This window comes from Paenibacillus sp. MDV22-iso6 (assembly GCF_058408365.1).
The window spans coordinates 419672-440495 of the sequence record NZ_JBZVDZ010000002.1; the positions used below are offsets into that span (position 1 = coordinate 419672).

Sequence of the window (20824 nt, forward strand, 5' to 3'; positions counted from 1 at the left end):
TCTTTGAGGGATACTTTACCGAACTTTTTTTTAGAGAATTTAATCAATGGAATACGTTGTACTTATTAACTCAACTTTCGCACCTAGAATGTTAACTTAAACCCTTAAAGGCGTAAGTAAGAATTCAATACAGTTACTCCTATTGACAAAAAAACACCTCGCATCTTTGATTCATGGAAGTATTGAGCAACCATGAAAAGAAAGGTGTATAAACCTATGTTACAACAACATTCCTTGTCCAAACAACCTCGTTTTTCTAAACTTTTTTCTACGCTTCACATCGTGAAAGCCCTCAGGCATGCAGCTATTTCCAAATCGTTTGCCCTTTCAATTTTAGCGATTTTTAGAGCTGAGAAAATTTGAGTAAATTGTGATTTCATTTTATATCATTATCATTTAGGTGCACGGATGATAGTCTGGCAGGGTATAATAAGAGAAGACGACTGTGCATCACAAGTTGATGTGAGAAGAGATGACAATCGCAGACAGGTTTTGCTTTTCGAAACTGCAGAATATGTGTATAATCACTCAAAATAGAGACAGTCGGCTAGGAGTGATCAACATGCAATGGAACGATCTGAGAGAACATAGACAATACCCTGAACTAACGAAACTGGACGGGGCTCGTGCAGCCTATGAGCGCGACTATTCCAGACTGATACATTCACCGACTTTTCGTCGGCTGCAAGGCAAATCGCAGGTGTTTGGCGCAGGAACGGGCGATTATTATCGCACACGATTGACCCACTCCCTGGAGGTGGCGCAGATTGCGCGAGAAGCAGCAAGAAGCTTGCTGCGTCGCTACCCGGAGGTGGAGTTGAACCAGGCGGACAGCCCTGGACTGATTATTGATTCGGAAGTGGTGGAGTGTGCCGCGATTGCGCATGACTTCGGTCACCCGCCTTTTGGGCATAAAGGGGAAGAAGTGCTGGATGGCATCCTCGATGATCTCATCAACACAGAGGTCAAGAAAATCATGAAGAAAAATCGCGGGGCCAAATCACCTCAACCGGAATCGGAAATTCGTGCAGAGCTCAAGCGGAAGTATGAGCACTTTGAAGGTAATGCGCATAACTTCCGTCTCATTATGTATTTGGAAAAACGGGAAGATATCGATGGGTTAAACCTGTCGGATGCGGTGCTGCTGGGCATCAATAAGTACCCGTATCCTGGTACGGAGAGCAAGAAAGGCATGTATCATCATGAATGGCAGTATATCCGCGAAATTCGCGATCGTTGGAACATTCCTGCTGGCAAAAAGACACTTGAAGCGCAGCTGATGGACCTCTGCGACGATATTGCGTATTCCGCACATGATCTGGAAGATGGCATTAAGGCAGGTAAAATCGAAGTACACGAGCATTTCCTGCAAGATCCACATATCAATCGATTGATTGTGGATAAGATTACCACACTGGAGGATCTGTTCTGGAACGGATGGACAAGGGAAGCGATTGGGAAAAAAGTTGAAGAAGTCCTCGCTTCGTTCCTGCGCATCTGGAATGAAAAGATGCCTTTCTGCGAGCATGATTACTCACGTACCCGCCGTGAGGTCAAGGCTTACTGGGTCAGCCTTTTTGTTGCTAGCCTGGGGGTTATTGATAACGGAGACTGGAAAAAGGTGACGTTTGTCCGTGAAGGAGCCGAGGATCTCGATATGCTGCGCACGGTGAGTGTGCTTAAGAGCTTTGCCTGGGTGACCATGATTCGTGACCTTCGTGTGCAGAGGTTGCAAAAGCGCAGTGAATGGATGATCAAGCGTCTGTGGGATGCTTTCCTTGACCCGGAAACGTCCAAATCCATTATTCCATCCGATTGGCTGCAACGCTATGAGAAGGATCAGGCGAAGGCGAATCCGATCTGGACTTGGGAGCATATGGTGATTGATTATATTGCCGGGATGACGGATGCTTTTGCCGAGAAAATCTACAATGAACTTTATGGTCTCAAGGTCGGTTCCATCTACGATCTGGATTAGAGATAAGCGATACGAAGGGAGATGAGACGCTTGGGTGCGAACATCAGTGGAAAATACAATCTGGGCGTACTTGACCTTGTTCCAAGGTTGAACGGCGTCACAGCAGAACAGGCGCTGCAACAATCCGTTAGACTTGCGCAGCATGCTGAAGCGTGGGGCTATTCAAGGTACTGGACGTCGGAGCACCATGACATGGACGAACTTGCATCAGCATCACCGGAAGTGCTGCTTGCCCATATTGGCGCGCGAACGAATACGATCCAGCTTGGCTCCGGTGCCGTACTGTTACCGCACTATAGCCCGCTTAAGGTAGCGGAGTCGTTCCGACTGCTGGCGGCGCTCTACCCGGGGCGCATTGAGTTAGGCTTGGGACGTGCTCCTGGGGGAGGTCCCCATGCAACGATGGCCTTGAGTGGCAATTACTTGCAACATGTGTCCAAGTTGCCTGAGTCGCTCGCTGCACTGACCGAACTGCTGGAAGATCGTTACACTTATGAGGAACATCCGGTGACGGCCCGTCCGATTCCGGAGCTTCCATTATCCTTATGGATGTTGGGTACCAACGTGAAGAGTGCTGAGTTTGCCGCTCGCTTCGGTATGGGGTATGTATTCGGACAATTCATGAGTGATGCGGATGGTACGGAGGCTGTGCGGCGTTATCGGGAGGGCTTTATCCCCAGCGCCAATAGGAAAGAGCCGGAGGTTATGGTTGCTGTAAGTGTGCTGTGTGCGGAGACGCAGGAAGAAGCGTTGTCCTGTAGCCGCGAAATGGCGGAGAAACGCAGAGCTGTTGGGAAAGAGATTCCAACGCAATCTGACAACATCAACACAAGTACCAGCGCCAACGCCGATACCGATGCCAATGAGAATGAAGTACATCGACATTACGCCGGTACACCTGAACAGGTCTGGAATCAGTTGCAGCAGGTGTGCCAAAGGCTAAATACGGATCGGCTGCTTGTGGTGACAACTGGACCGGATTACGAGCGAAGGTTGGCCTCTTACAAGCTACTGGCGAACGCATAAGAGGGCGACTGTTAGTCGTTATGATACAAAGAATGGCTGGTTTCATACCCGCCATCTGCATGGAGTCAAATCGTAAGAGCTGCAGATCGGATATTTGCCGTATGCTGCAGCTCTTTTTTGCTTCATTTTAGTCTTGATTTTACATCATTCGATTCCGTTCAACAGATGATGTGAAATAATCACAAGATTTTACAAAATAAAGCATGACTAAAACAAAAGAATGTTATAATACTTTACGTCTCTTTTCCTATAGATATAATATAGAAAAGAGTGTTTTGCAAGATGCCAAAAGAAGGGTAAAACAACGACAAAAGCACCTAAAATACGGAAGTGGCCGAAGATGGGCACAAGGGGGAAATCACATGTTCAGCAGATTCAGGATCAAGAGTATCGGTCTGCGTATCAGCATCGCGTTCTATCTATTAATCCTCTGTTTAATTCTTCTTAGTGTCACGATTGTTACACAAATGAACTCGATGGAAAAAAACACGAATATGATCACCAATAACTGGATGCCCTCCATCCAGCAGATTAACCGATTGAATTATACAACAGAACATATTCTGTCATTGAGCTATCGTCACTTTGATGCACAGGCAGGGGCTAAAGCGGACCTTGCTGAAGAGCGCACCAAATACATTCGCGAAACGGCTCAGGCTATTAAAATATATGATCAACAGCAAAAGACGGCTGAAGAAAAAGAACATTGGGAAGCATTAAAGACCAAGTGGGAAGCTTACCTCAAAATCAACACGCAATCCATCAAGCTGAGTGATGAAGGTCAGGAACAACTGGCTAAGGAAGTATCTGAAAAAGGGGCGGCCTCCTTCGATGCCATGCAAGTCCATCTGGACTATCTGGTAGATTACAATCAGGAGCAGTCCGATCTCGCTGCGGCTCAGACGATCAGATCCGTCCAGGATGGCCGAATCATTATCGTCATTGGTGTTCTCGTGATGATTATCATTACAGCAATTGCGATCCCTATTATCCGTTCACAAGTCGTTAAACCGCTGCTTCGGGTGATCAGTGCCGTGAAGCTGATTGCGGAAGGTCAATTGAATGTCCAGGACATACATACCAAACATGAAGACGAAGTTGGTGTACTTGCCAAAGCCGTGAATGACATGAAAGGTAATCTGACCTCGATGGTATTGAATGTCAGACGAATCGCTGAAGCCGTCAATCGTCAAAGCAGCGAACTGGCCATTTCCTCTGAAGAGGTTAAGATCGGCAGTCGCCAAATTGCCATAACGATGGAAGAGTCGGCAAAAGCGGCAGAGAGTCAGGCGGAAACGGCTGTTGAATCCGCCCGTACCGTCGAGGGGCTGAACGCAAATATTCAGCAACATTCGGAACAGGGGACTCAGCTTCGACTGATGTCAGAACTGATTCTTAAACAAGGACAGACAGGTCGCGAGTCCATGGAGCAATCCGTGAACCAAATGCTACAGATTGCTGGCGCAGTTTCCTCTTCCATGAACAAGATGGAACAGCTGGACCGCAAAAACGAAGATATATCGCAGTTGGTTCAAGTTATTCATGACATTGCGCGCCAGACCAACCTGCTCGCATTGAATGCTTCCATTGAAGCTGCCCGTGCAGGAGAGAGTGGACGCGGATTTGCAGTTGTTGCAGCAGAAGTGCGGAAGTTGTCCGAAGCCGTTCGGACTTCTGTAGAAGAGATTACCGTCATCACCGAGGATATCCAGAAGGATTCTCAGGGTGTTGTTGAGGAATTGCGAACAGGTGTACTGGAAACAGAACGAGGGCAGCAGCAAGTACGTAATTCCGGCAATCTGTTCCGTACCATTAATGAGTCGGTAGAGGGTATGGTTCAAGTCATTGGTACAATGACGGATGGTCTGGAAGGCATGCAGGAAGCGAGCGGACGCATGAATGATTTCAGTCAACAAATCTCGGCAGTGTCAGAGGAATCCGCGGCAAGTGTTGAGGAAGTGTCAGCGTCAGCCGAAGAACAGGTGAGTTCAATGGAAACGATTAGCGGCAATATTCAATCCCTAAAAGATCTGTCCGAGGATCTGCTTTCTTCCATTGAAAAATTAAAAATATAAAACCTCTTCTTATAATAGAAGAAACATGAAGGACGGCTACCATATTGAGCTCTACAAACAGCAAAGATTCAGTTGTCGGAAGTTACGTATATACCTTCGCTTGCCATGAGAATGAACGTGCCCTATGTGAATTGGAATTGGAAACGATGCTCGTTCCTGGGACAGATATTGGTTCAGGAGATCACGCCTATGTTTGCTCCAATATTTGCATTCCACCAGGTAGAAGTCCGTTTGTCCGGGGCAGACTGGATGTGATGGCCGAAGCGGATACAGTGGCAGGTCTGAAACCTGTCGCTTCACAAATCGACCTGTCATCTGGTGAAACGTTCAAGGTTGTCTGCTTGAAAGAGGGCGATGACATGCCGGATTATGCGCATTCCCGTCTGCTGGAAAAAGAGCTGGGCATGTGCATTCAAGGCAAAGCTATGATGAAACAGCCTGACGTGACTTTTGGACTAATGCTATTGAATGGAAAATGGCTCTTCGGTCAATGGACAGAAGCCGATCGCTCGTGGCAAACCCATCATCAGAAGCCGCAAAATTACTCCACAGGCCTTGGTGTTACGTTAGCCAGAGCGTTAGTCAATATTGCTATTCCGCAAGTGGAGGGGCATCAATTGCTCGATCCATGCTGCGGAATGGGAACCGTTGTAATTGAGGCATTGTCGATGGGAATTGAGGCCAAAGGAAATGATTTGAACTCTTTGGCAGTACAGGGTGCTCGCATTAATCTTCCTCATTATGGGTATGATTCAGCCAGAATTGCCCTCGGGGATATGAATGATCTGGACGGTTTCTACGATGCAGTTATTCTGGACATGCCATATAATCTCTGTTCTGTTCTTCCGGATGAGGAACAACTTACCATGTTGACAAGTTTGAAGAGACTTGCAGGACGGGCAGTGATCGTTTCCACCGAATGGGTGGAGGGGCACATTCTGGATGCCGGATGGAACATCGATCAGTATCGAACGGTGAGCAAAGGTACGTTTATACGTCACATTTGGCTATGCACTTAGAACGACTGCGCTGAAAATAACTGAAAAAAACCTCCGTACCGGAAAAAATCCATTTTCCGGTACGGAGGTTTTTGATTTTCGTAGGGAAACTACCTTACATGAATTTGTACAATTTCACATAGGAACATCTAGCGTTTTTAGTATTTATGACTATAATTCACCAGATTGAGCGGGAGGGTTTTTCCGGCGATATATGCTTCCAAATTTTGAATAAAAATATCAAGTGCCCGCTCGGTGTATTGCTCTGTACTGCCTGCAATGTGCGGCGTAATCAAGACGTTATCCTTACCCCATAGTGGATGGTCGGCAGGGAGCGGCTCCTCCTCGAATACGTCAAGTGCAGCAAAGGCAACCTGTCTACTGTCCAGTGCACCCAGCAGAGCTTCCGTATTCACGCTTGGGCCACGTCCCACGTTGACGAAACAGGAACCGGATTTGAAATGCTCAAATGCAGTCTGATTATAGATATGATGGGTTTCATCTGTGAGTGGCAAAATATTGATAACGTAATCGCCTTGCCCCAGTGCTTCATGTAGGCCGGACATATTGTACATTTGGTCTACATTTGGAACGTCTTTTCCGGAGCGCCGAACCCCAATGACGTTCATGCCCAGTGCTTTGAGAATGCGCGCAGTTTCTGATCCAATCTCTCCCACACCGACGATAACCGCTGTTTTGCCATGCAGTTCAGGAAGTGGTTTGCCTGGGGATTTCCACTCTGCCTGCTGCTGGTGCAGCATTGCTTGTCTGAGCCAGCGGCTGTGGGACAACATCATGCCCAGAATAATTTCGGTAATGGGAATGGCGTGTACGCCATTAGCACTGGTTACCAATATACTTTTTTGTTCCAAATCTGAGAAAGGAAGGTTGTCCACACCTGCGGACCAGACCTGAACCCATTTCAATGGGCTGTTTTCTTCAAGTGCATGTTCAGTTACCAGAGGAGACCAGCCTAAGATAATTTCGGCTTCTTTTAACTCCGATGTGTCAATCTCTTTGGCTTTGCCAACCGTAAGTGTATAACCTGGTGCTGCATCCAGAATACGGTTTTGCTGCTTTGTCGACAAGGATGGAAAACATACAATTTTACCCATAGTTAGTGGCCTCCTGAATTGAAATAAGTTGTGGTATTAGTGTAGCAGAAAAGAAGGTGATGTGCGTAAAAGGCAGGAATACAGCCTCTTGTGCAAATCCCAAAAATTGTGTCACTCTATACTTAACCAGCTTGAAACCATAGAGACGACTGTGAAATAATAAAACGAACTTTAGATGAGGTGTATACTATGAATAACTATTTACATTCACATACGGATCTTCCATCCCGACGGGAACGATTATTTATTGCACTCCGGGTGCCTGCACATATTCAGAATTCACTTCGGATGTCTGCGGAACAGGTGCAAGGAAAGCTAGATTTTCGCAAATGGACGGACTACCGGGATTATCATATTACATTGCAATTTCTGGGAGATATCCTTGTTAGTGACATTGGACAACTTCGGAAAGCGCTGCGTTCGGTAACGGCCGGGTTCCAGCCTTTTGAACTGCAATTATCCGGTTGGGGAACGTTCGGTTTGGAAGAGGCGCCAAAGGTGCTGTGGAAAGGTGTTGAAGGAGAAACTGATCAACTTCATCTTCTGCAAAAACGGATCGTCGACGCAACTTCCTCCCTTGGATTCGAGGCCGAATTAAGACCTTATTCTCCTCATATTACGATTGCGCGTAAATTTCTGGGTCAGGACCCAGGAAATGAAGATAAAGGGATATTTAAAGTGCTTCCAGGACAATTTTTAGGTGTTAATTCTTGGATGGTGCAAGATTTTGTGCTTTATGTGACACAGCCAGGTCAGGCGCCGATGTATGGGGTTGTGGATACGTTTTCTTTTTCCTGAAACTCATTGATATGACATAAAATCACATTGACATTACGTTATTCCCTATGTAATATTAGCCATCGTTATTCAAATTCTTTTTTTGTGGTTACTTAGATTAGGGAATTGTTTCGACAGGAGGAATCTTCGAATGGATATTATAAGCAAGAATCGTTGGGTGGCACCGATGTTATCTGTGCTGCTTGTATGTATAGTGGGGGCTAACGTCGTTCAGGCGACTGGTAAGTGGAATGAGGCAAGTGATAGCAAACAGATGACCGAACTTGCGGCATCTGCAGAAAATAGCGAAAATTCTTTTAGCGGAGACAGGCGAATGATGGAAGACGGGACAAGTCTATCTACTGATGCGTCTATTCAGACTGATAACTGGACCAATTCGCTCCCGGCCAAGAACTGGCTGACGGCTGCCCAAGAAGAGCAGGAACAGAAAGAAGCCAAGGCTAAACATGCGGCCCGAGCTGCAGCTGCGGCCAAAGCGAAGAAAGAGGCTGCTCTGAAATTGGCCAAGATCGAGCATGCCAAAGCGTTAGCTGCAATTACGACTCCCCCCCAAAAACTTTACTTTACACGGACCAAACTCCTGAACCAGGAAGACTCGAAACTTGCAACCTGGTCATACAGTGTGTCCGATAAAGAGCTGCTTCTGCTGCAAAAAATCGTCATGGCAGAGGCGGAAGGTGAACCGTACGAAGGCAAAGTGGCAGTTGCCAATGTTGTCTTAAACCGGCTGCGGTCAGCCAATTTTCCCGATACCATTTACAAAGTAATCTACCAGAAATCTCAATTCAGTCCTGTAGCGAACGGGCGCTTGAAACGTGTTACTCCTAATGAGGACAGTATCAAGGCAGTTAATGCAGCGTTGAATGGGAAAAAGGAAGTCGCCGATGATACGTATTATTTCTTGTCATTGACGCTTGCGGATGATCTGACAGTGGCTCGCTCCCAGAAAAAAGTAAAAACGATCGGGCATCATACTTTTTACAAGTAATTGACCTGTAAATTCTGCAAACAGGCAGGGTAGTTAACTATGTATTCGCTACATTGACCTTGAAAAGCCCTGTAATGCAGTTTTATTTCGTCGTTTTTAATTTCATTGGTGATGAGAGTTTGTTATTTAAATTACCCTTTTTTGCAGCAAATCATACGTATATATGAATGAAATAAAAGAAGGTTCCCTTCCGGATCATTGGAGGGGAACCTTCTTTATGCATGTCCTTAAGAGATAAAACATCCTCGTAGAACGACTATAAGGGGTCATAGAGCTGCTAGAATGGGATTCGGGTACCTGACAGCGAAGTTGCCCCAAATCCGGCTGTGAGGCGTTCCTTAGGTGCGGATGTGACTTCCGCTGTAGCCGGGAACAATAAATCATGGACAGCCTGGGCACAACACGTTGGATCGTAGGTGTTTCTGCTCCCTGGTTTGTGGACTGATTTCAGCTGGCTTTCAGCTTCACGTGGTGCATAGATCTGCTCACACAAATGCCTGAAGCGATCGGCGATAACGTCAGCAGAGTGAATGACTTGGCCGTATCCGGCTTGTACAAAATATTCACAGTTCTCTTCTTCCTGTCCCGGCAATGGAGGTACGAATAACATCGGCAGGCCTTTAGCCAATGCTTCTGTACAAGTCATGCCACCTGGTTTCGTAATGAGAACATCGGATACGTCCATCAGTTTACTGACCTCACGGGTATACCCAAGAATGCGTATATTCGGATGTTGGAAGCAGGACATTTCCTTCAGCTTGGCAATCATTTTCTCATTGCTTCCCAGACAGAACAGCAGCTGTACACGATCCGCCCATGATGTGAGGGCCTTCATGTGCTCTTCATCAAAGGAAAGACCCCATCCGCCACCCATTAGCAGAGCAGTGGGCATGTTCTGAAGCCCCATTTCCTGTCGGAGGCTTACCTTGTCTCCTGCTTCCCAGAAGTCAGGATGAACAGGAATACCGGTGATTTGGATGCGAGAGGGTTCAACACCCCTGATCTCAAGCAGAGCCTTTACCTGAGGTGTGGATACCAAATATTTGTTGACCTCGGGATTAATCCACGTTGCATGTACGTCGTAGTCTGTGACCAGCGTATATAGTGGAATATTAAGTCCCTGACGTTTCAGCCGTGAGATGACCGCATTCGGAAATGGATGGGTACAGATTACGGCATCGGGTTTCAATTGGGATACGACTTGAGCCGTCTGTGTATAGAAAATCCGGTGCAAGGCCAGTTTCGTAAATCCGTTTAGTGATTTGTTATATTGTGTCCGATACAGCAGACTGACCAGCTTGGGCTGAACGGTTAGTGTCTTGCGGTATGCGGACAGAATAAGCGGAGCCATGGTTGGATTTAAAAATTTGCCGAGCTCAATGACCCGACTATGCACATGTGGACTGACTTTCTTAATGCCGCTTGCGAGCGCATGGGCGGCCTGGGTGTGACCGGTGCCGAAACCTTCGGATAACAAGAGCACTCTTGGTTTTCGCATGAGTTCACCTTTATTCATCAATTTAAATTTAACATTCACAGTTATACCGCACGTTGCATTACTACAAGAATATACAGCGAAGCGGAAAATCATGTTCATTCGTTACATATTTACACTATAGTTAATGTTCTGATACATTAAAACTTCGTCTTTATCCGTGTTATTGGAGTCATCATACACTATAGACGACGATAGAAGCAGTTTCCACTGCATTTCGGTTAAAAAAAATTAACACAATTTTTTAATGTTAGGGTTGCAATCTGATGATGAGAGTGGTAATCTTGATTTTGACCGAATGACCGAATTGTATTTTTGGTCATTTAAAGAGGACGATCAACGAAAACGAGGAGGGATATGATGGCTCCGATTGACAGGAGACAGCAGGTCATTCATGCAGCTGCGCAGTCTTTTGCCATGTTTGGATACAAGGCAACCACGATGGATCAGGTAGCGAAGATTGCGAATGTTGGCAAGGGAACGATCTACACGTTCTTTACGAATAAGGAACAATTGTTTGATCAGATTTTGGTGGAAGTAATCCAGGAAATGAAAAACATTGCTCATCGTGAAGTTCATCAGGAAAGTGCTTTTTTTGATAATCTGTTTCGTGTACTAGATTCATTGCTGGAGTTTCGTCGTGATCACGATTTGCTGGTTAAATTGTCCCAGGAGCTTAAGGATTTTGGAACTCTTCAGGCCAAGGAAGGTTTGGAGAAAGTGGAGAAAGTCATCTCCGATTTTCTGGCTCGGGAGCTTGAGAAGGCAAGAGACAACGGAGAGATTCGTGAGTGTGATCCACAGGTAGTAGCTTTTATGATGATTCGTTTGTACATTGCCCTCACCTCAGATTGGAGCAAGCAACACGAACCGCTGAGCAAAGAGGAAATCAAGAATTACTTTCGCCTTTTCTTAATGGAAGGAATTGCTGCAGCAACGTAACCCGAATTTATTCTTACTATAATATGGGTTAGTCATACGATTACAGGCAGTGAGGCTTGTCGAGAGACAGGTTTGTTTTTTTGCTCTAAAGTGACCGTTTGAGGAAAGTGGTCACTTCGTGTTTCGGTAAATTTTCCGGAACGCATCAAAATTAATTTCATTATGGTTATTCTGCTTGGAAAGCAGAGAGAACAAGGGGAGAAAATGACATGAAATCTTTATCCGTGTTTTTCAAGGATGTGGGATCGGCCGTGAGAAACCCGAAGGTGTTGATCCCCGTTATTGCAATTTTGTTTATACCGATTCTATATAGTGGTATCTATTTGGCTGCCTACTGGGACCCATATGGTCATGTCGATGAAATGCCCGTTGCGGTTGTTAACCTTGATAAAGGTGCAGAGCTGGAAGGCAAATCATTGCATGTCGGTAGTGACCTCGTTGATGAGCTGAAGAAGAATGCAGATTTTAAATGGGATTTTGTCAGTGCCAGCCAAGCTAAAGAAGGCATGGAAAACGACAAGTATTATATGCAAATTACGATCCCGGAAAACTTTTCTTCCCAGGCAACGACGTTGCTTGATGACAAGCCAGAGCCGGCTGATCTAATCTACGAACCGAATGGTAATTACAGCTTCGTGGGTGCGCAGATTGGCAAAACGGCCATCAAAGATCTGAAAGCTAAGGTTTCGGCCAAAGTAACGGAATCCTATGCGGAGACCCTGCTCGACAAGTTTTCCGAAGTATCGGACGGATTGGCTGAAGCTGGCGATGGCGCAGGAGACTTGAATACGGGCGCAGGCAAGCTGGATGATGGAGCTGTGAAGCTCAAGGATAATCTGGCGAAGCTGGCATCCGGTACATTGGAACTTCAGGATGGCTTGTCTCCATTAAGTGACGGTGTCAATGCACTGCACACGGGTGCAACCAAACTTGAAAGTGGAACATCGAATCTGGTATCCGGTTTGCAGCAGCTTCAAGCGGCGGCAACAAGCCAGCTTCAGAGCGGAGCAGACCAGCTGAAGGACGGCAGTGCCAAGCTGGAAACTGGACTGAAGTCTTCCGTAGACGGAGCAGGCAAGCTGCAAGCGGGTCTACAATCGTCTGAGCAGGGCAGTGCGAAGCTGTCCGATGGTCTGCAAAGTGCAGTGCAAGGCAGCGGCACATTGGCCACTGGCCTGCAATCTGCAGTAGACGGCAGCAGCAAGGTTGCTGACGGTGCTCAGGGCGTTGCTGACGGGTTGAAGCAGCTAGCTGCATCCAACCCTGAACTGGCAGCCAGTGAGGATGTACAGAAGCTGCTGGCAGCCAGTGCAGCAGTCGCTGAAGGCAGTAAGCAATTGCATGAGAGCGAACAGAAGCTTGCGCAGGGTGCAGATCAATTGCACCAGGGCAATCAGCAATTGGCATCAGGTGCATCCGAGCTGCATGGAGGCCAAGAGCAGCTTCTGACGGGTGCGAACCAGTTGGTGGATGGTCAGCAGCAATTGCTGGCGGGCGCTGGACAGCTTAGCCAAGGCGGAGCGAAGCTCTCCGATGGTCTGAAGCAGTTTAGCGGCAAGTTGGGTGAAGCTGCAAGTGGTGGCACATTGCTGGCAGATGGAGCCAAGCAGCTGGGCTCGGGAACCACAGCCCTGCAAACGGGTGTAGGTAAACTGAGCGGTGGCGTGAGTTCACTAACGGATGGCTCCAAACAACTCGGTGATGGGGCAGGCAAGCTGGCAGATGGTTTAACTGAGCTGAAAGACGGCTCAAGCGAACTGGCTACCAAGCTGAACGATGCAGCTCAGAAAACGTCAGAAGTCAAGAAAACGGACGATGTGGTGAATATGTTCGCCGAACCTGTGAATACGTCCGAGAACACAACAGAGAACGTGAGCAATTACGGTACAGGGTTGACTCCGTTCTTCCTGTCCATCGGTTTGTTTGTTGGATCACTGATTTCAACGATTGTTTTGAAAATGCGGGAAACTTCCGTACCGGGCGCAACGGGTTGGAACCGTTTTGTCAGCCGTACACTCGTATTCGGTTTTGTGAGCATTATCCAATCCGTAATCGTGGCAAGCTTCATGCTGTACGGTCTTGGACTGGAAACGCACAGCGTACCGCTGTTCTATCTGTTCACGATCTTTACGGGACTAACCTTTATGTTTATTGTTCAGGCCCTCGTAACTTGGCTTGACTTGCCAGGTCGTTATGTTGTCATCCTGTTATTGGTCTTCCAGCTTGCAGCCAGTGCGGGAACCTTCCCGGTAGAGCTGATTCCGTCATGGCTCCAGTCATTTAGCCCTTGGCTGCCAATGACGCACAGCATCATGGGCTTCAAAGCAGTTGTATCCAGTGGCAATTTCGATGTGATGTGGCATCAGGTCGGTATTCTGTCAATCTATGCAGGTATATCTGTGCTGCTGACCTTGGCCTTCTTCCTTTGGAGCGGCAAACGTCGCAAAAAAGAAGCTGAAGTGGCTGAATCCGGTCAAGTGGTGACGGCATAAGCCGAATTGAACCGGAATAGGACAGAATAGTGAAAATAAACTTTGAACTCAAGTATCAAAATTATGCAATATAGTAGTCAAATAGTGCAAAGAGTCTGTGACCCGAAAATGGGTTGCAGACTCTTTTTGTATACAAATGCATAAGGATGAAGATATTCGCTGGAGCATGGTATGAGAAATTGGCCCAACTATGGTTAAATGCAGGCCACATATGGAATGATTTTCTTTTGTCAGCAATTAAAATTAGTTGTACTCTGACATAAAATGTGTATAATTATTCGAAAAAGAGATGAATTTTAGCGTCATCACACTAAAGCTGTACTGCAAAACATTTCTTATCGGAGGTATTAAAAAGTTTAAATTGCGCTGATGTTAGGTCGGTGTTAAAATAATAGAACTATATCAAAAAACGTCGCTCCATATCAGCGGCCGTGCCAGCGGTTGCGTGTTGTTATACCAAGCTGTTTACCGGGTGATCCGGACCAGCTCATCTCATGGATGGCCTCTGCCGCAATAGCAGCAATTATAAGATTGACAGCCCTTATTGCTGTCGACCTCGTCTCATCTAGCAGGTGTTTATTTATATTGAAATGCCCGCTCCTTCCGTTTCATTGTTGCTTGTTGCCTATGTTCTTGATCTTTCCGAAATACTTCACTATAGAAAGGTTGCGTTCCATGAGACACATCGGATTACCTCCTAAACAGGGTCTGTACGACCCACAGTTCGAAAAAGACGCATGCGGAATGGGTTTTGTTGCCAACATCAAAGGAGTACCTTCACACGACATCGTTAGTCAGGCACTGACCATGCTCAGTAACATGGAACACCGCGGAGGACAGGGCAGTGAGCCGAATTCCGGTGACGGAGCCGGTATCTTGATCCAGATTCCACATCGCTATTTTGCACAGGAAGCGGACCGTCTTGGTTTTGCATTGCCTGAACAGGGCTTCTACGGCGTAGGGATGCTGTTCCTTTCACAGGACCCTGTCATTCGGAGAGCGCATGAAGAGAGCCTTAAGAAGATCATCGAAGAAGAAGGCCAGACGTTCCTGGGTTTCCGGGATGTGCCTACGTTTGATGAGATGCTGGGACGTTCTGCGCTTGCAGCGAAGCCTTATGTGCGTCAGGTGTTCATTGGAAGATCGACAGATGTTAAGGATGAATTGGGATTTGAACGGAAATTGTACGTCATTCGTAGACGTGCGGAGCTGGCTATTCGTTATTCGGCGGATGAAGCAGAAGGTGGTTCATTCTACCTGCCAAGCTTGTCCTGTCGCAAAATTGTCTACAAAGGCATGCTCACAACGGAACAGGTGGGACAGTTCTATCTAGATCTTCAGGAAGATCTCGTGGAATCAGCGATTGCGCTTGTTCACTCCCGTTTCAGTACGAATACATTCCCAAGCTGGGAACGTGCTCACCCGTATCGCTTCATGATCCACAACGGTGAGATCAATACGATGCGTGGTAACGTGAACTGGATGCATGCCCGGCAGTCGCTGTTTGAGAGCGAATTGTTCGGTAACGACATCTCGAAAGTAAAACCGGTTATCAATCCGGATGGTTCGGATACAGCGATGTTTGATAACACGCTGGAGTTCCTGTATTTGAGCGGCCGTTCATTGCCACACGTGGCCATGATGATGGTTCCTGAGCCTTGGAGTACAGATGAGGGAATGGACCCTGCCAAAAAGGCATTCTATGAATACCACAGCACGATGATGGAGCCTTGGGATGGACCAGCAGCAATGGCCTTTACGGACGGTTTGCAGATTGGTGCAACTCTTGACCGTAATGGTCTGCGTCCTGCACGTTACTATGTAACGAAAGACGATCGTATTATTTTGTCCTCCGAGGTAGGGGTACTTGATATCGCTCCTGAAGAAATTCTCTATAAAGATCGTCTGCGTCCTGGACGTATGCTGCTTGTCGATACACAACAAGGACGGATCATCGCGGATGAGGAAGCGAAAGCTCTCATTGCGGCCGAGAATCCGTATCAGGATTGGCTCGATGAGCATCTGATGGATCTGAATGAGCTGCCGGATGCACCGGAACTGCCTGATCCAAAACATGATAACGTAACCCAGCTTCAGCTGGCGTATGGATATACATTTGAAGAATTGCGCAAAGTGTTGGAGCCCATGGCTTCAACAGGTATGGAAGCTACAGGCTCCATGGGTTATGATGCGCCGCTTGCGGTTCTTTCGGATCGTCCACAGCGTCTGTACAACTATTTTAAGCAGATGTTTGCACAAGTTACCAATCCACCGATCGATGCGATTCGTGAAGAGATTGTAACGTCTACGGCAACAACGATCGGACCTGAGCGTAACCTGCTGAATCCTGAACCGGAGAGCTGTCGTCAGATTCGTTTGGATACACCGGTACTTTCTAATGAGGATTTTGCAAAGATTCGCCACGTTCGTCGTCCGGGCTTCCGTTCCATGACGATTCCGATCTTCTTTACAGCAAAAGAGGGCGCAGAAGGACTTCGCAAAGCGATGGAACTGCTCTTCGAAGCTTCAGACCGTGTCATTGACAAAGGTCACAACATTTTGATCCTGTCTGACCGTGGTGTGGACGCCGAGAATGCGGCTATTCCAGCATTGCTGGCTGTAGCAGGTTTGCATCACCATCTGATTCGTAAAGGAACCAGAACCAAAGTTAGCATTTTGCTGGAATCGGCAGAGCCGCGTGATATTCATCACTATGCCTTGTTGCTTGGTTACGGTGTAAGTGCGGTGAACCCTTATCTGGCGTTTGAAACGCTGGATGACATGATTCAGCAAGGCCTGCTGCGTGGCATCTCACATGAGAAAGCCGTGAAGAACTATATTAAAGCGGCTACGAAGGGCGTTATTAAAATATTGTCCAAAATGGGAATCTCGACGATTCAATCCTATCGTGGAGCTCAAATCTTTGAAGCGGTGGGTCTGAAATCAGACTTCGTTGATCGTTACTTTACCTGGACGCCTTCGCGAATTGGCGGAATTGGTCTGGAAGAAGTGGCTGCCGAAGCATTGACTCATCACAACCGTGCCTTTACGGACAAAGATGGCAATGACAAAGTACTGGATTCAGGCGGGGAATACCAATGGCGTAACGACGGAGAAGAGCATCTGTTCAATCCGCAAACGATCCATACGCTGCAACATGCAGTACGTACTGGCGATTACAAACTGTATAAAAAGTATTCCAAACTCGTACAAGGCGAAAATGATCAGTTGCTGACCATTCGCTCCATGCTGAGACTGAAACCGGTAGGTCCTGCGATTCCTTTGGAAGAAGTAGAATCCGTCGAAGACATTATGCGACGTTTCAAAACAGGGGCAATGTCCTTCGGTTCAATCAGCAAAGAGGCACACGAAGATCTCGCTATTGCGATGAACCGTGTTGGTGGTAAATCCAATACAGGTGAAGGCGGCGAAGATCCGGCTCGCTTCATTAAAGATAGTAACGGTGATTCTCGTCGTAGTGCGATCAAACAGGTGGCATCCGGACGTTTTGGTGTAACATCCAACTATCTGGTCAATGCTGACGAGATTCAGATCAAGATGGCACAGGGAGCAAAACCGGGTGAAGGTGGACAGCTGCCTGGACGTAAGGTATACCCTTGGGTTGCTGAGGTTCGTGGATCAACACCGGGTGTAGGTCTGATCTCTCCGCCACCGCATCATGATATCTATTCGATTGAGGATCTGGCTGAGTTGATCTACGACTTGAAAAATGCCAATCCACGTGCAGAGATCAACGTTAAATTGGTATCCGAAGTCGGCGTTGGAACGATTGCTGCTGGTGTAGCTAAAGGTCGTGCCGACATTATCCTAGTAAGCGGTTATGACGGTGGAACAGGTGCTTCTCCACAAGGTTCGATTCGCCACGCGGGTATGCCTTGGGAGCTGGGACTTGCAGAAACGCATCAAACGTTGATGCTGAACAATCTGCGTGACCGTGTCGTGCTGGAAACTGACGGCAAAATGCTGAATGGTCGTGACTTGGCCATTGCTGCTTTGCTGGGAGCTGAGGAGTATGGATTCTCTACAGCACCACTCGTTGCACTCGGCTGTATCATGATGCGTGTCTGCCAGATGGATACATGTCCGGTAGGTGTAGCAACACAAAACCCTGAATTGCGTAAAAATTACACGGGAGATCCTGCTCATGTCGTTAACTTCATGCGTTTTGTCGCTGAAGACGTTCGTGAAATCATGGCTGATCTTGGTTTCCGTACGATTCAGGAAATGGTGGGTCGTACAGATTGCCTTGAAACAGTAGAGGCTGTAGACCACTGGAAGAAGAAAGGTGTAGATCTGTCCGTATTACTGCATGTGCCTGAAATGCCGGAAGGCTCTGCACGTTACCGTACACAGCATCAAAACCACCAATTGGAGGAGACGCTGGATATGCAGCAGTTGTTGCCATTGGCGCAACCTGCGCTTGAATCTGGTCAACCGGTTGAAGCGGTGCTTCCAATTACCAACGTTAACCGTGCAGTAGGAACCATTTTGGGTAGTGAAATCACGCGCAAATATGGAATTGCAGGATTACCGGAAGATACGGTTCAATTCAAATTTGTCGGCTCCGCTGGACAAAGCTTTGGGGCCTTTGTACCTAAAGGTATAACATTGACCGTTGAAGGGGATTCCAATGACTATGTAGGTAAAGGGTTGTCCGGAGGTAAACTGATCGTCATGCCTTCACCAAAAGCCACATTTGATGCCGAAGATAACATCATCATTGGTAACACGGCTCTATACGGGGCAACCAGTGGTGAAGCTTATATTCGTGGTATTGCTGGGGAGCGGTTTGCTGTACGGAACTCGGGTGCCAAAGTGGTTGTTGAAGGTGTAGGCGACCATGGTTGTGAGTACATGACAGGTGGCCGTGTCGTCGTTCTGGGTGATACAGGTCGTAACTTTGCAGCCGGGATGTCCGGAGGTATTGCTTATGTGTATGATCCAAAAGGCACATTCCTGAAACGTTGTAATCTGGAAATGGTACTTTTGGAGCGTATCGAAGATGTTTCTGAGAGTGCAGATCTGCGAGGCATGATTCAACGTCATGTTGCGAATACAGGTAGTGCGGTTGGTCAGCGCATTCTGGATAACTGGCAGCAATCTGTAGATCAATTTGTTCGTGTTATTCCGAAGGACTTCAAACGAATGACCGAGCAAATCGAACGGATTCAGGCAACGGGCCTGAGCGGAGAGGCAGCTTTGCTGGCTGCTTTTGAAGCCAACATGCGTGAACTTGCACGTACAGGAGGTTAATATATTCCTGTCCGATTGCATGAACGGGTTGTATTAAGAATAATAGGAGCTTTATGGCGGCCAAAACGGCGCTGTAGAGCTCCTATTTGGTTTTCGACAAAATTAGAACCCGCACAAAAAACGCTATCGCCATGAGACGACAACATTGAAGAACTTTCTCAAGTATAATTAGGCTAGTTTTGGAGTGCAGGGAAAGTATAAAGATAAGAGAGGTTAGCGGAATGAATATGAAGCAACCAAACAGGGGCGATCGTAAGCCGAAAGGTAAACCAGTCGAAGCAACCCAGATGGACATCATGAAAGTTTTACTGCAATGCGGAATCGACCCGGAGCGTTGGAACCATTTCGTATCCTCCGACAACAACAAGCGCGCTTGACAACACATCGACAAGCCTAGAATAGATGGAGGGAAATCAAGACATAAAAAAGCCCAGCAACCGGAGAGTGATGTTTTCTCGGTACTGGGTCTTCTTTGCGGTTTAATCCATACTGCGCTCCATGCGGACGAAAGCAATAAAACGACGTGCCTCTTCTTCTGTTAAGGGTTTGCCATCAATCATCAGGCCGAAGCGTTCCAGCACTTCCTTATCTGATAATTCAAGGGCGTCCACGAACTCCCTTACGTCCTCATCCATTACGACATCATTTTGTTTCGTCCGTCCAATGAGATAATCAATAGATACGCCAAAGATGTCAGCAAGTCTCGTTAACACTTCGAAATCCGGTTTGCGTCGGTTTTTCTCGTAGTGGGAGAGAGCAGCTCTTGTAATATGAATGGGGCTCGCAAGTTCTTCTTGAGTAAGTCCCCGCTGTTCCCTTAATTCAGCAATGCGATTTCCGTAGCTCATATGCTATTTCCCCCTGAACGCCATCAAATATATATTGAAACAATCCTGAGCCAAGTGTTTGATCAGGGCAGCTTTCCTGCATCATCGTAACGCCTTAGTAGTCCTAGTTGTATATAGGTCTGTCTAAGGACATCTCATATTGTCGTAAATCAAAAGAACCATGTCCAAATACTGCTTGACATGATACAAAATGTATCGTGAATTGGACGTATGGAGTTACAAAATGTATCATTTGGGATATTTTAAGTATGACCACGTTGCCTAGCCAATATACCTGTGAGAAGGAGTATAGGCAACTCTTGCAAGCTAATCCATTCTAAAGGAATGAAGCCATGAATTCAATGATTCAGGAATGGGCGGATCTCAAATTAAATGTCCATATGTACATTCAGGAGTTTCATGGCAAATTGGTAGACCGCAAAAGACGCCCCGTTCTGCTGCTAGGTATGGACACAAGAGCGATCACCTTCCTGAGCGACCTGGACTTGCCGATATCACCAGAGATGCTAATTGGTTTGGATGTAGAAGATAGCCATGTATGTGTGCGACTCCACGCAAAGCTGCAATGGAAACAGCCCTTCGGTGAGCTCACATTGTATCATTCAAACTTGCATATTCAGCAAGAGCAGACACTATATATAACGGGACAGTTAAATACAATGATTCGAGAAGTTCAGTTTCCGACCGTTTCCCGGTTTCAGTATGAGAAGGCATCGGAACAACCTAACTTGCAGGAAACCTATCATTACATTGATTTTACCATATGAAATGAACACATTCTAAACATATTCTGAA

14 protein-coding genes are annotated in these 20824 nt (G+C 46.9%); 11 read left to right on the plus strand and 3 right to left on the minus strand.

All coding sequences use genetic code 11. The features are described from left to right. Positions 1 to 562 precede the first annotated feature (562 nt). The 4 genes from AC4PM4_RS08115 to AC4PM4_RS08130 all read left to right on the plus strand — a co-directional run bounded on the left by AC4PM4_RS08115 (position 563) and on the right by AC4PM4_RS08130 (position 6098). Entirely contained in the window at positions 563 to 1978 is a 1416-nt protein-coding gene (locus AC4PM4_RS08115) for a deoxyguanosinetriphosphate triphosphohydrolase family protein (RefSeq protein ID WP_063564524.1), read from the plus strand. Between the two features lie 30 nt (positions 1979 to 2008). Then, complete coding sequence (locus AC4PM4_RS08120) at positions 2009 to 3004, plus strand: LLM class flavin-dependent oxidoreductase (protein WP_491613313.1); 996 nt, start codon at positions 2009 to 2011, stop codon at positions 3002 to 3004. A 362-nt stretch (positions 3005 to 3366) separates the two neighbouring features. After that, positions 3367 to 5079 carry a methyl-accepting chemotaxis protein gene (locus AC4PM4_RS08125; RefSeq protein WP_491613314.1) on the plus strand — a complete coding sequence of 571 codons (1713 nt, stop codon included), beginning with the start codon at positions 3367 to 3369 and terminating at the stop codon, positions 5077 to 5079. A 44-nt stretch (positions 5080 to 5123) separates the two neighbouring features. Continuing rightward, positions 5124 to 6098 (plus strand): TRM11 family SAM-dependent methyltransferase, encoded by a 975-nt coding sequence (locus tag AC4PM4_RS08130; RefSeq protein ID WP_491613315.1) that lies wholly within the window; start codon positions 5124 to 5126, stop codon positions 6096 to 6098. A 137-nt stretch (positions 6099 to 6235) separates the two neighbouring features. On the opposite strand, the gene AC4PM4_RS08135 is transcribed toward AC4PM4_RS08130, so the two are convergent. Then, positions 6236 to 7192 (minus strand): D-2-hydroxyacid dehydrogenase, encoded by a 957-nt coding sequence (locus AC4PM4_RS08135; protein WP_488731201.1) that lies wholly within the window; start codon positions 7190 to 7192, stop codon positions 6236 to 6238. A 189-nt stretch (positions 7193 to 7381) separates the two neighbouring features. On the opposite strand from AC4PM4_RS08135, the gene thpR reads away from it, so the two are divergent. Together thpR and AC4PM4_RS08145 are read left to right on the plus strand one after the other, a co-directional pair. After that, a complete protein-coding gene (thpR, locus tag AC4PM4_RS08140) occupies positions 7382 to 7990 on the plus strand; it encodes an RNA 2',3'-cyclic phosphodiesterase (RefSeq protein ID WP_063564520.1) in 609 nt (202 codons plus the stop codon). Between the two features lie 130 nt (positions 7991 to 8120). Then, on the plus strand, positions 8121 to 8978 hold the full coding sequence (locus AC4PM4_RS08145; protein ID WP_063564519.1) for a cell wall hydrolase: 858 nt from the start codon (positions 8121 to 8123) through the stop codon (positions 8976 to 8978). 277 nt (positions 8979 to 9255) lie between these two features. On the opposite strand, the gene AC4PM4_RS08150 is transcribed toward AC4PM4_RS08145, so the two are convergent. Then, positions 9256 to 10476, minus strand: coding sequence for an MGDG synthase family glycosyltransferase (locus tag AC4PM4_RS08150; protein WP_063564518.1), 1221 nt, complete (start codon positions 10474 to 10476; stop codon positions 9256 to 9258). Positions 10477 to 10833: 357 nt separating this feature from the next. On the opposite strand from AC4PM4_RS08150, the gene AC4PM4_RS08155 reads away from it, so the two are divergent. The 4 genes from AC4PM4_RS08155 to AC4PM4_RS08170 all read left to right on the plus strand — a co-directional run bounded on the left by AC4PM4_RS08155 (position 10834) and on the right by AC4PM4_RS08170 (position 19558). Then, a complete protein-coding gene (locus tag AC4PM4_RS08155) occupies positions 10834 to 11415 on the plus strand; it encodes a TetR/AcrR family transcriptional regulator (RefSeq protein ID WP_063564517.1) in 582 nt (193 codons plus the stop codon). A 209-nt stretch (positions 11416 to 11624) separates the two neighbouring features. Then, the gene (locus AC4PM4_RS08160) at positions 11625 to 13907 is read left to right on the plus strand and encodes a YhgE/Pip family protein (RefSeq protein ID WP_491613317.1); all 2283 of its coding nucleotides are present in this window, start codon (positions 11625 to 11627) and stop codon (positions 13905 to 13907) included. Between the two features lie 675 nt (positions 13908 to 14582). Then, the gene (gltB, locus tag AC4PM4_RS08165; protein ID WP_491613319.1) at positions 14583 to 19181 is read left to right on the plus strand and encodes a glutamate synthase large subunit; all 4599 of its coding nucleotides are present in this window, start codon (positions 14583 to 14585) and stop codon (positions 19179 to 19181) included. Positions 19182 to 19402: 221 nt separating this feature from the next. Continuing rightward, complete coding sequence (locus tag AC4PM4_RS08170) at positions 19403 to 19558, plus strand: hypothetical protein (RefSeq protein WP_157258495.1); 156 nt, start codon at positions 19403 to 19405, stop codon at positions 19556 to 19558. Between the two features lie 102 nt (positions 19559 to 19660). On the opposite strand, the gene AC4PM4_RS08175 is transcribed toward AC4PM4_RS08170, so the two are convergent. Continuing rightward, positions 19661 to 20029: a helix-turn-helix domain-containing protein gene (locus tag AC4PM4_RS08175; protein WP_491613320.1), complete on the minus strand. Its 369-nt coding sequence runs from the start codon at positions 20027 to 20029 to the stop codon at positions 19661 to 19663. Between the two features lie 332 nt (positions 20030 to 20361). Here AC4PM4_RS08175 and AC4PM4_RS08180 point away from each other — a divergent pair, with 332 nt between their 5' ends. Continuing rightward, entirely contained in the window at positions 20362 to 20796 is a 435-nt protein-coding gene (locus tag AC4PM4_RS08180; protein ID WP_063564513.1) for a hypothetical protein, read from the plus strand. Positions 20797 to 20824 lie beyond the last annotated feature (28 nt).

Coding starts and splice junctions, on each gene's coding strand:
- AC4PM4_RS08115 (WP_063564524.1), top strand. CDS start 563: ATGCAATGGAACGATCTGAGAGAACATAGACAATACCCTGAACTAACG.
- AC4PM4_RS08125 (WP_491613314.1), top strand. CDS start 3,367: ATGTTCAGCAGATTCAGGATCAAGAGTATCGGTCTGCGTATCAGCATC.
- AC4PM4_RS08135 (WP_488731201.1), bottom strand. CDS start 7,192: ATGGGTAAAATTGTATGTTTTCCATCCTTGTCGACAAAGCAGCAAAAC.
- thpR (WP_063564520.1), top strand. CDS start 7,382: ATGAATAACTATTTACATTCACATACGGATCTTCCATCCCGACGGGAA.
- AC4PM4_RS08145 (WP_063564519.1), top strand. CDS start 8,121: ATGGATATTATAAGCAAGAATCGTTGGGTGGCACCGATGTTATCTGTG.
- AC4PM4_RS08150 (WP_063564518.1), bottom strand. CDS start 10,476: ATGCGAAAACCAAGAGTGCTCTTGTTATCCGAAGGTTTCGGCACCGGT.
- AC4PM4_RS08155 (WP_063564517.1), top strand. CDS start 10,834: ATGGCTCCGATTGACAGGAGACAGCAGGTCATTCATGCAGCTGCGCAG.
- AC4PM4_RS08160 (WP_491613317.1), top strand. CDS start 11,625: ATGAAATCTTTATCCGTGTTTTTCAAGGATGTGGGATCGGCCGTGAGA.
- gltB (WP_491613319.1), top strand. CDS start 14,583: ATGAGACACATCGGATTACCTCCTAAACAGGGTCTGTACGACCCACAG.
- AC4PM4_RS08170 (WP_157258495.1), top strand. CDS start 19,403: ATGAATATGAAGCAACCAAACAGGGGCGATCGTAAGCCGAAAGGTAAA.
- AC4PM4_RS08175 (WP_491613320.1), bottom strand. CDS start 20,029: ATGAGCTACGGAAATCGCATTGCTGAATTAAGGGAACAGCGGGGACTT.
- AC4PM4_RS08180 (WP_063564513.1), top strand. CDS start 20,362: ATGAATTCAATGATTCAGGAATGGGCGGATCTCAAATTAAATGTCCAT.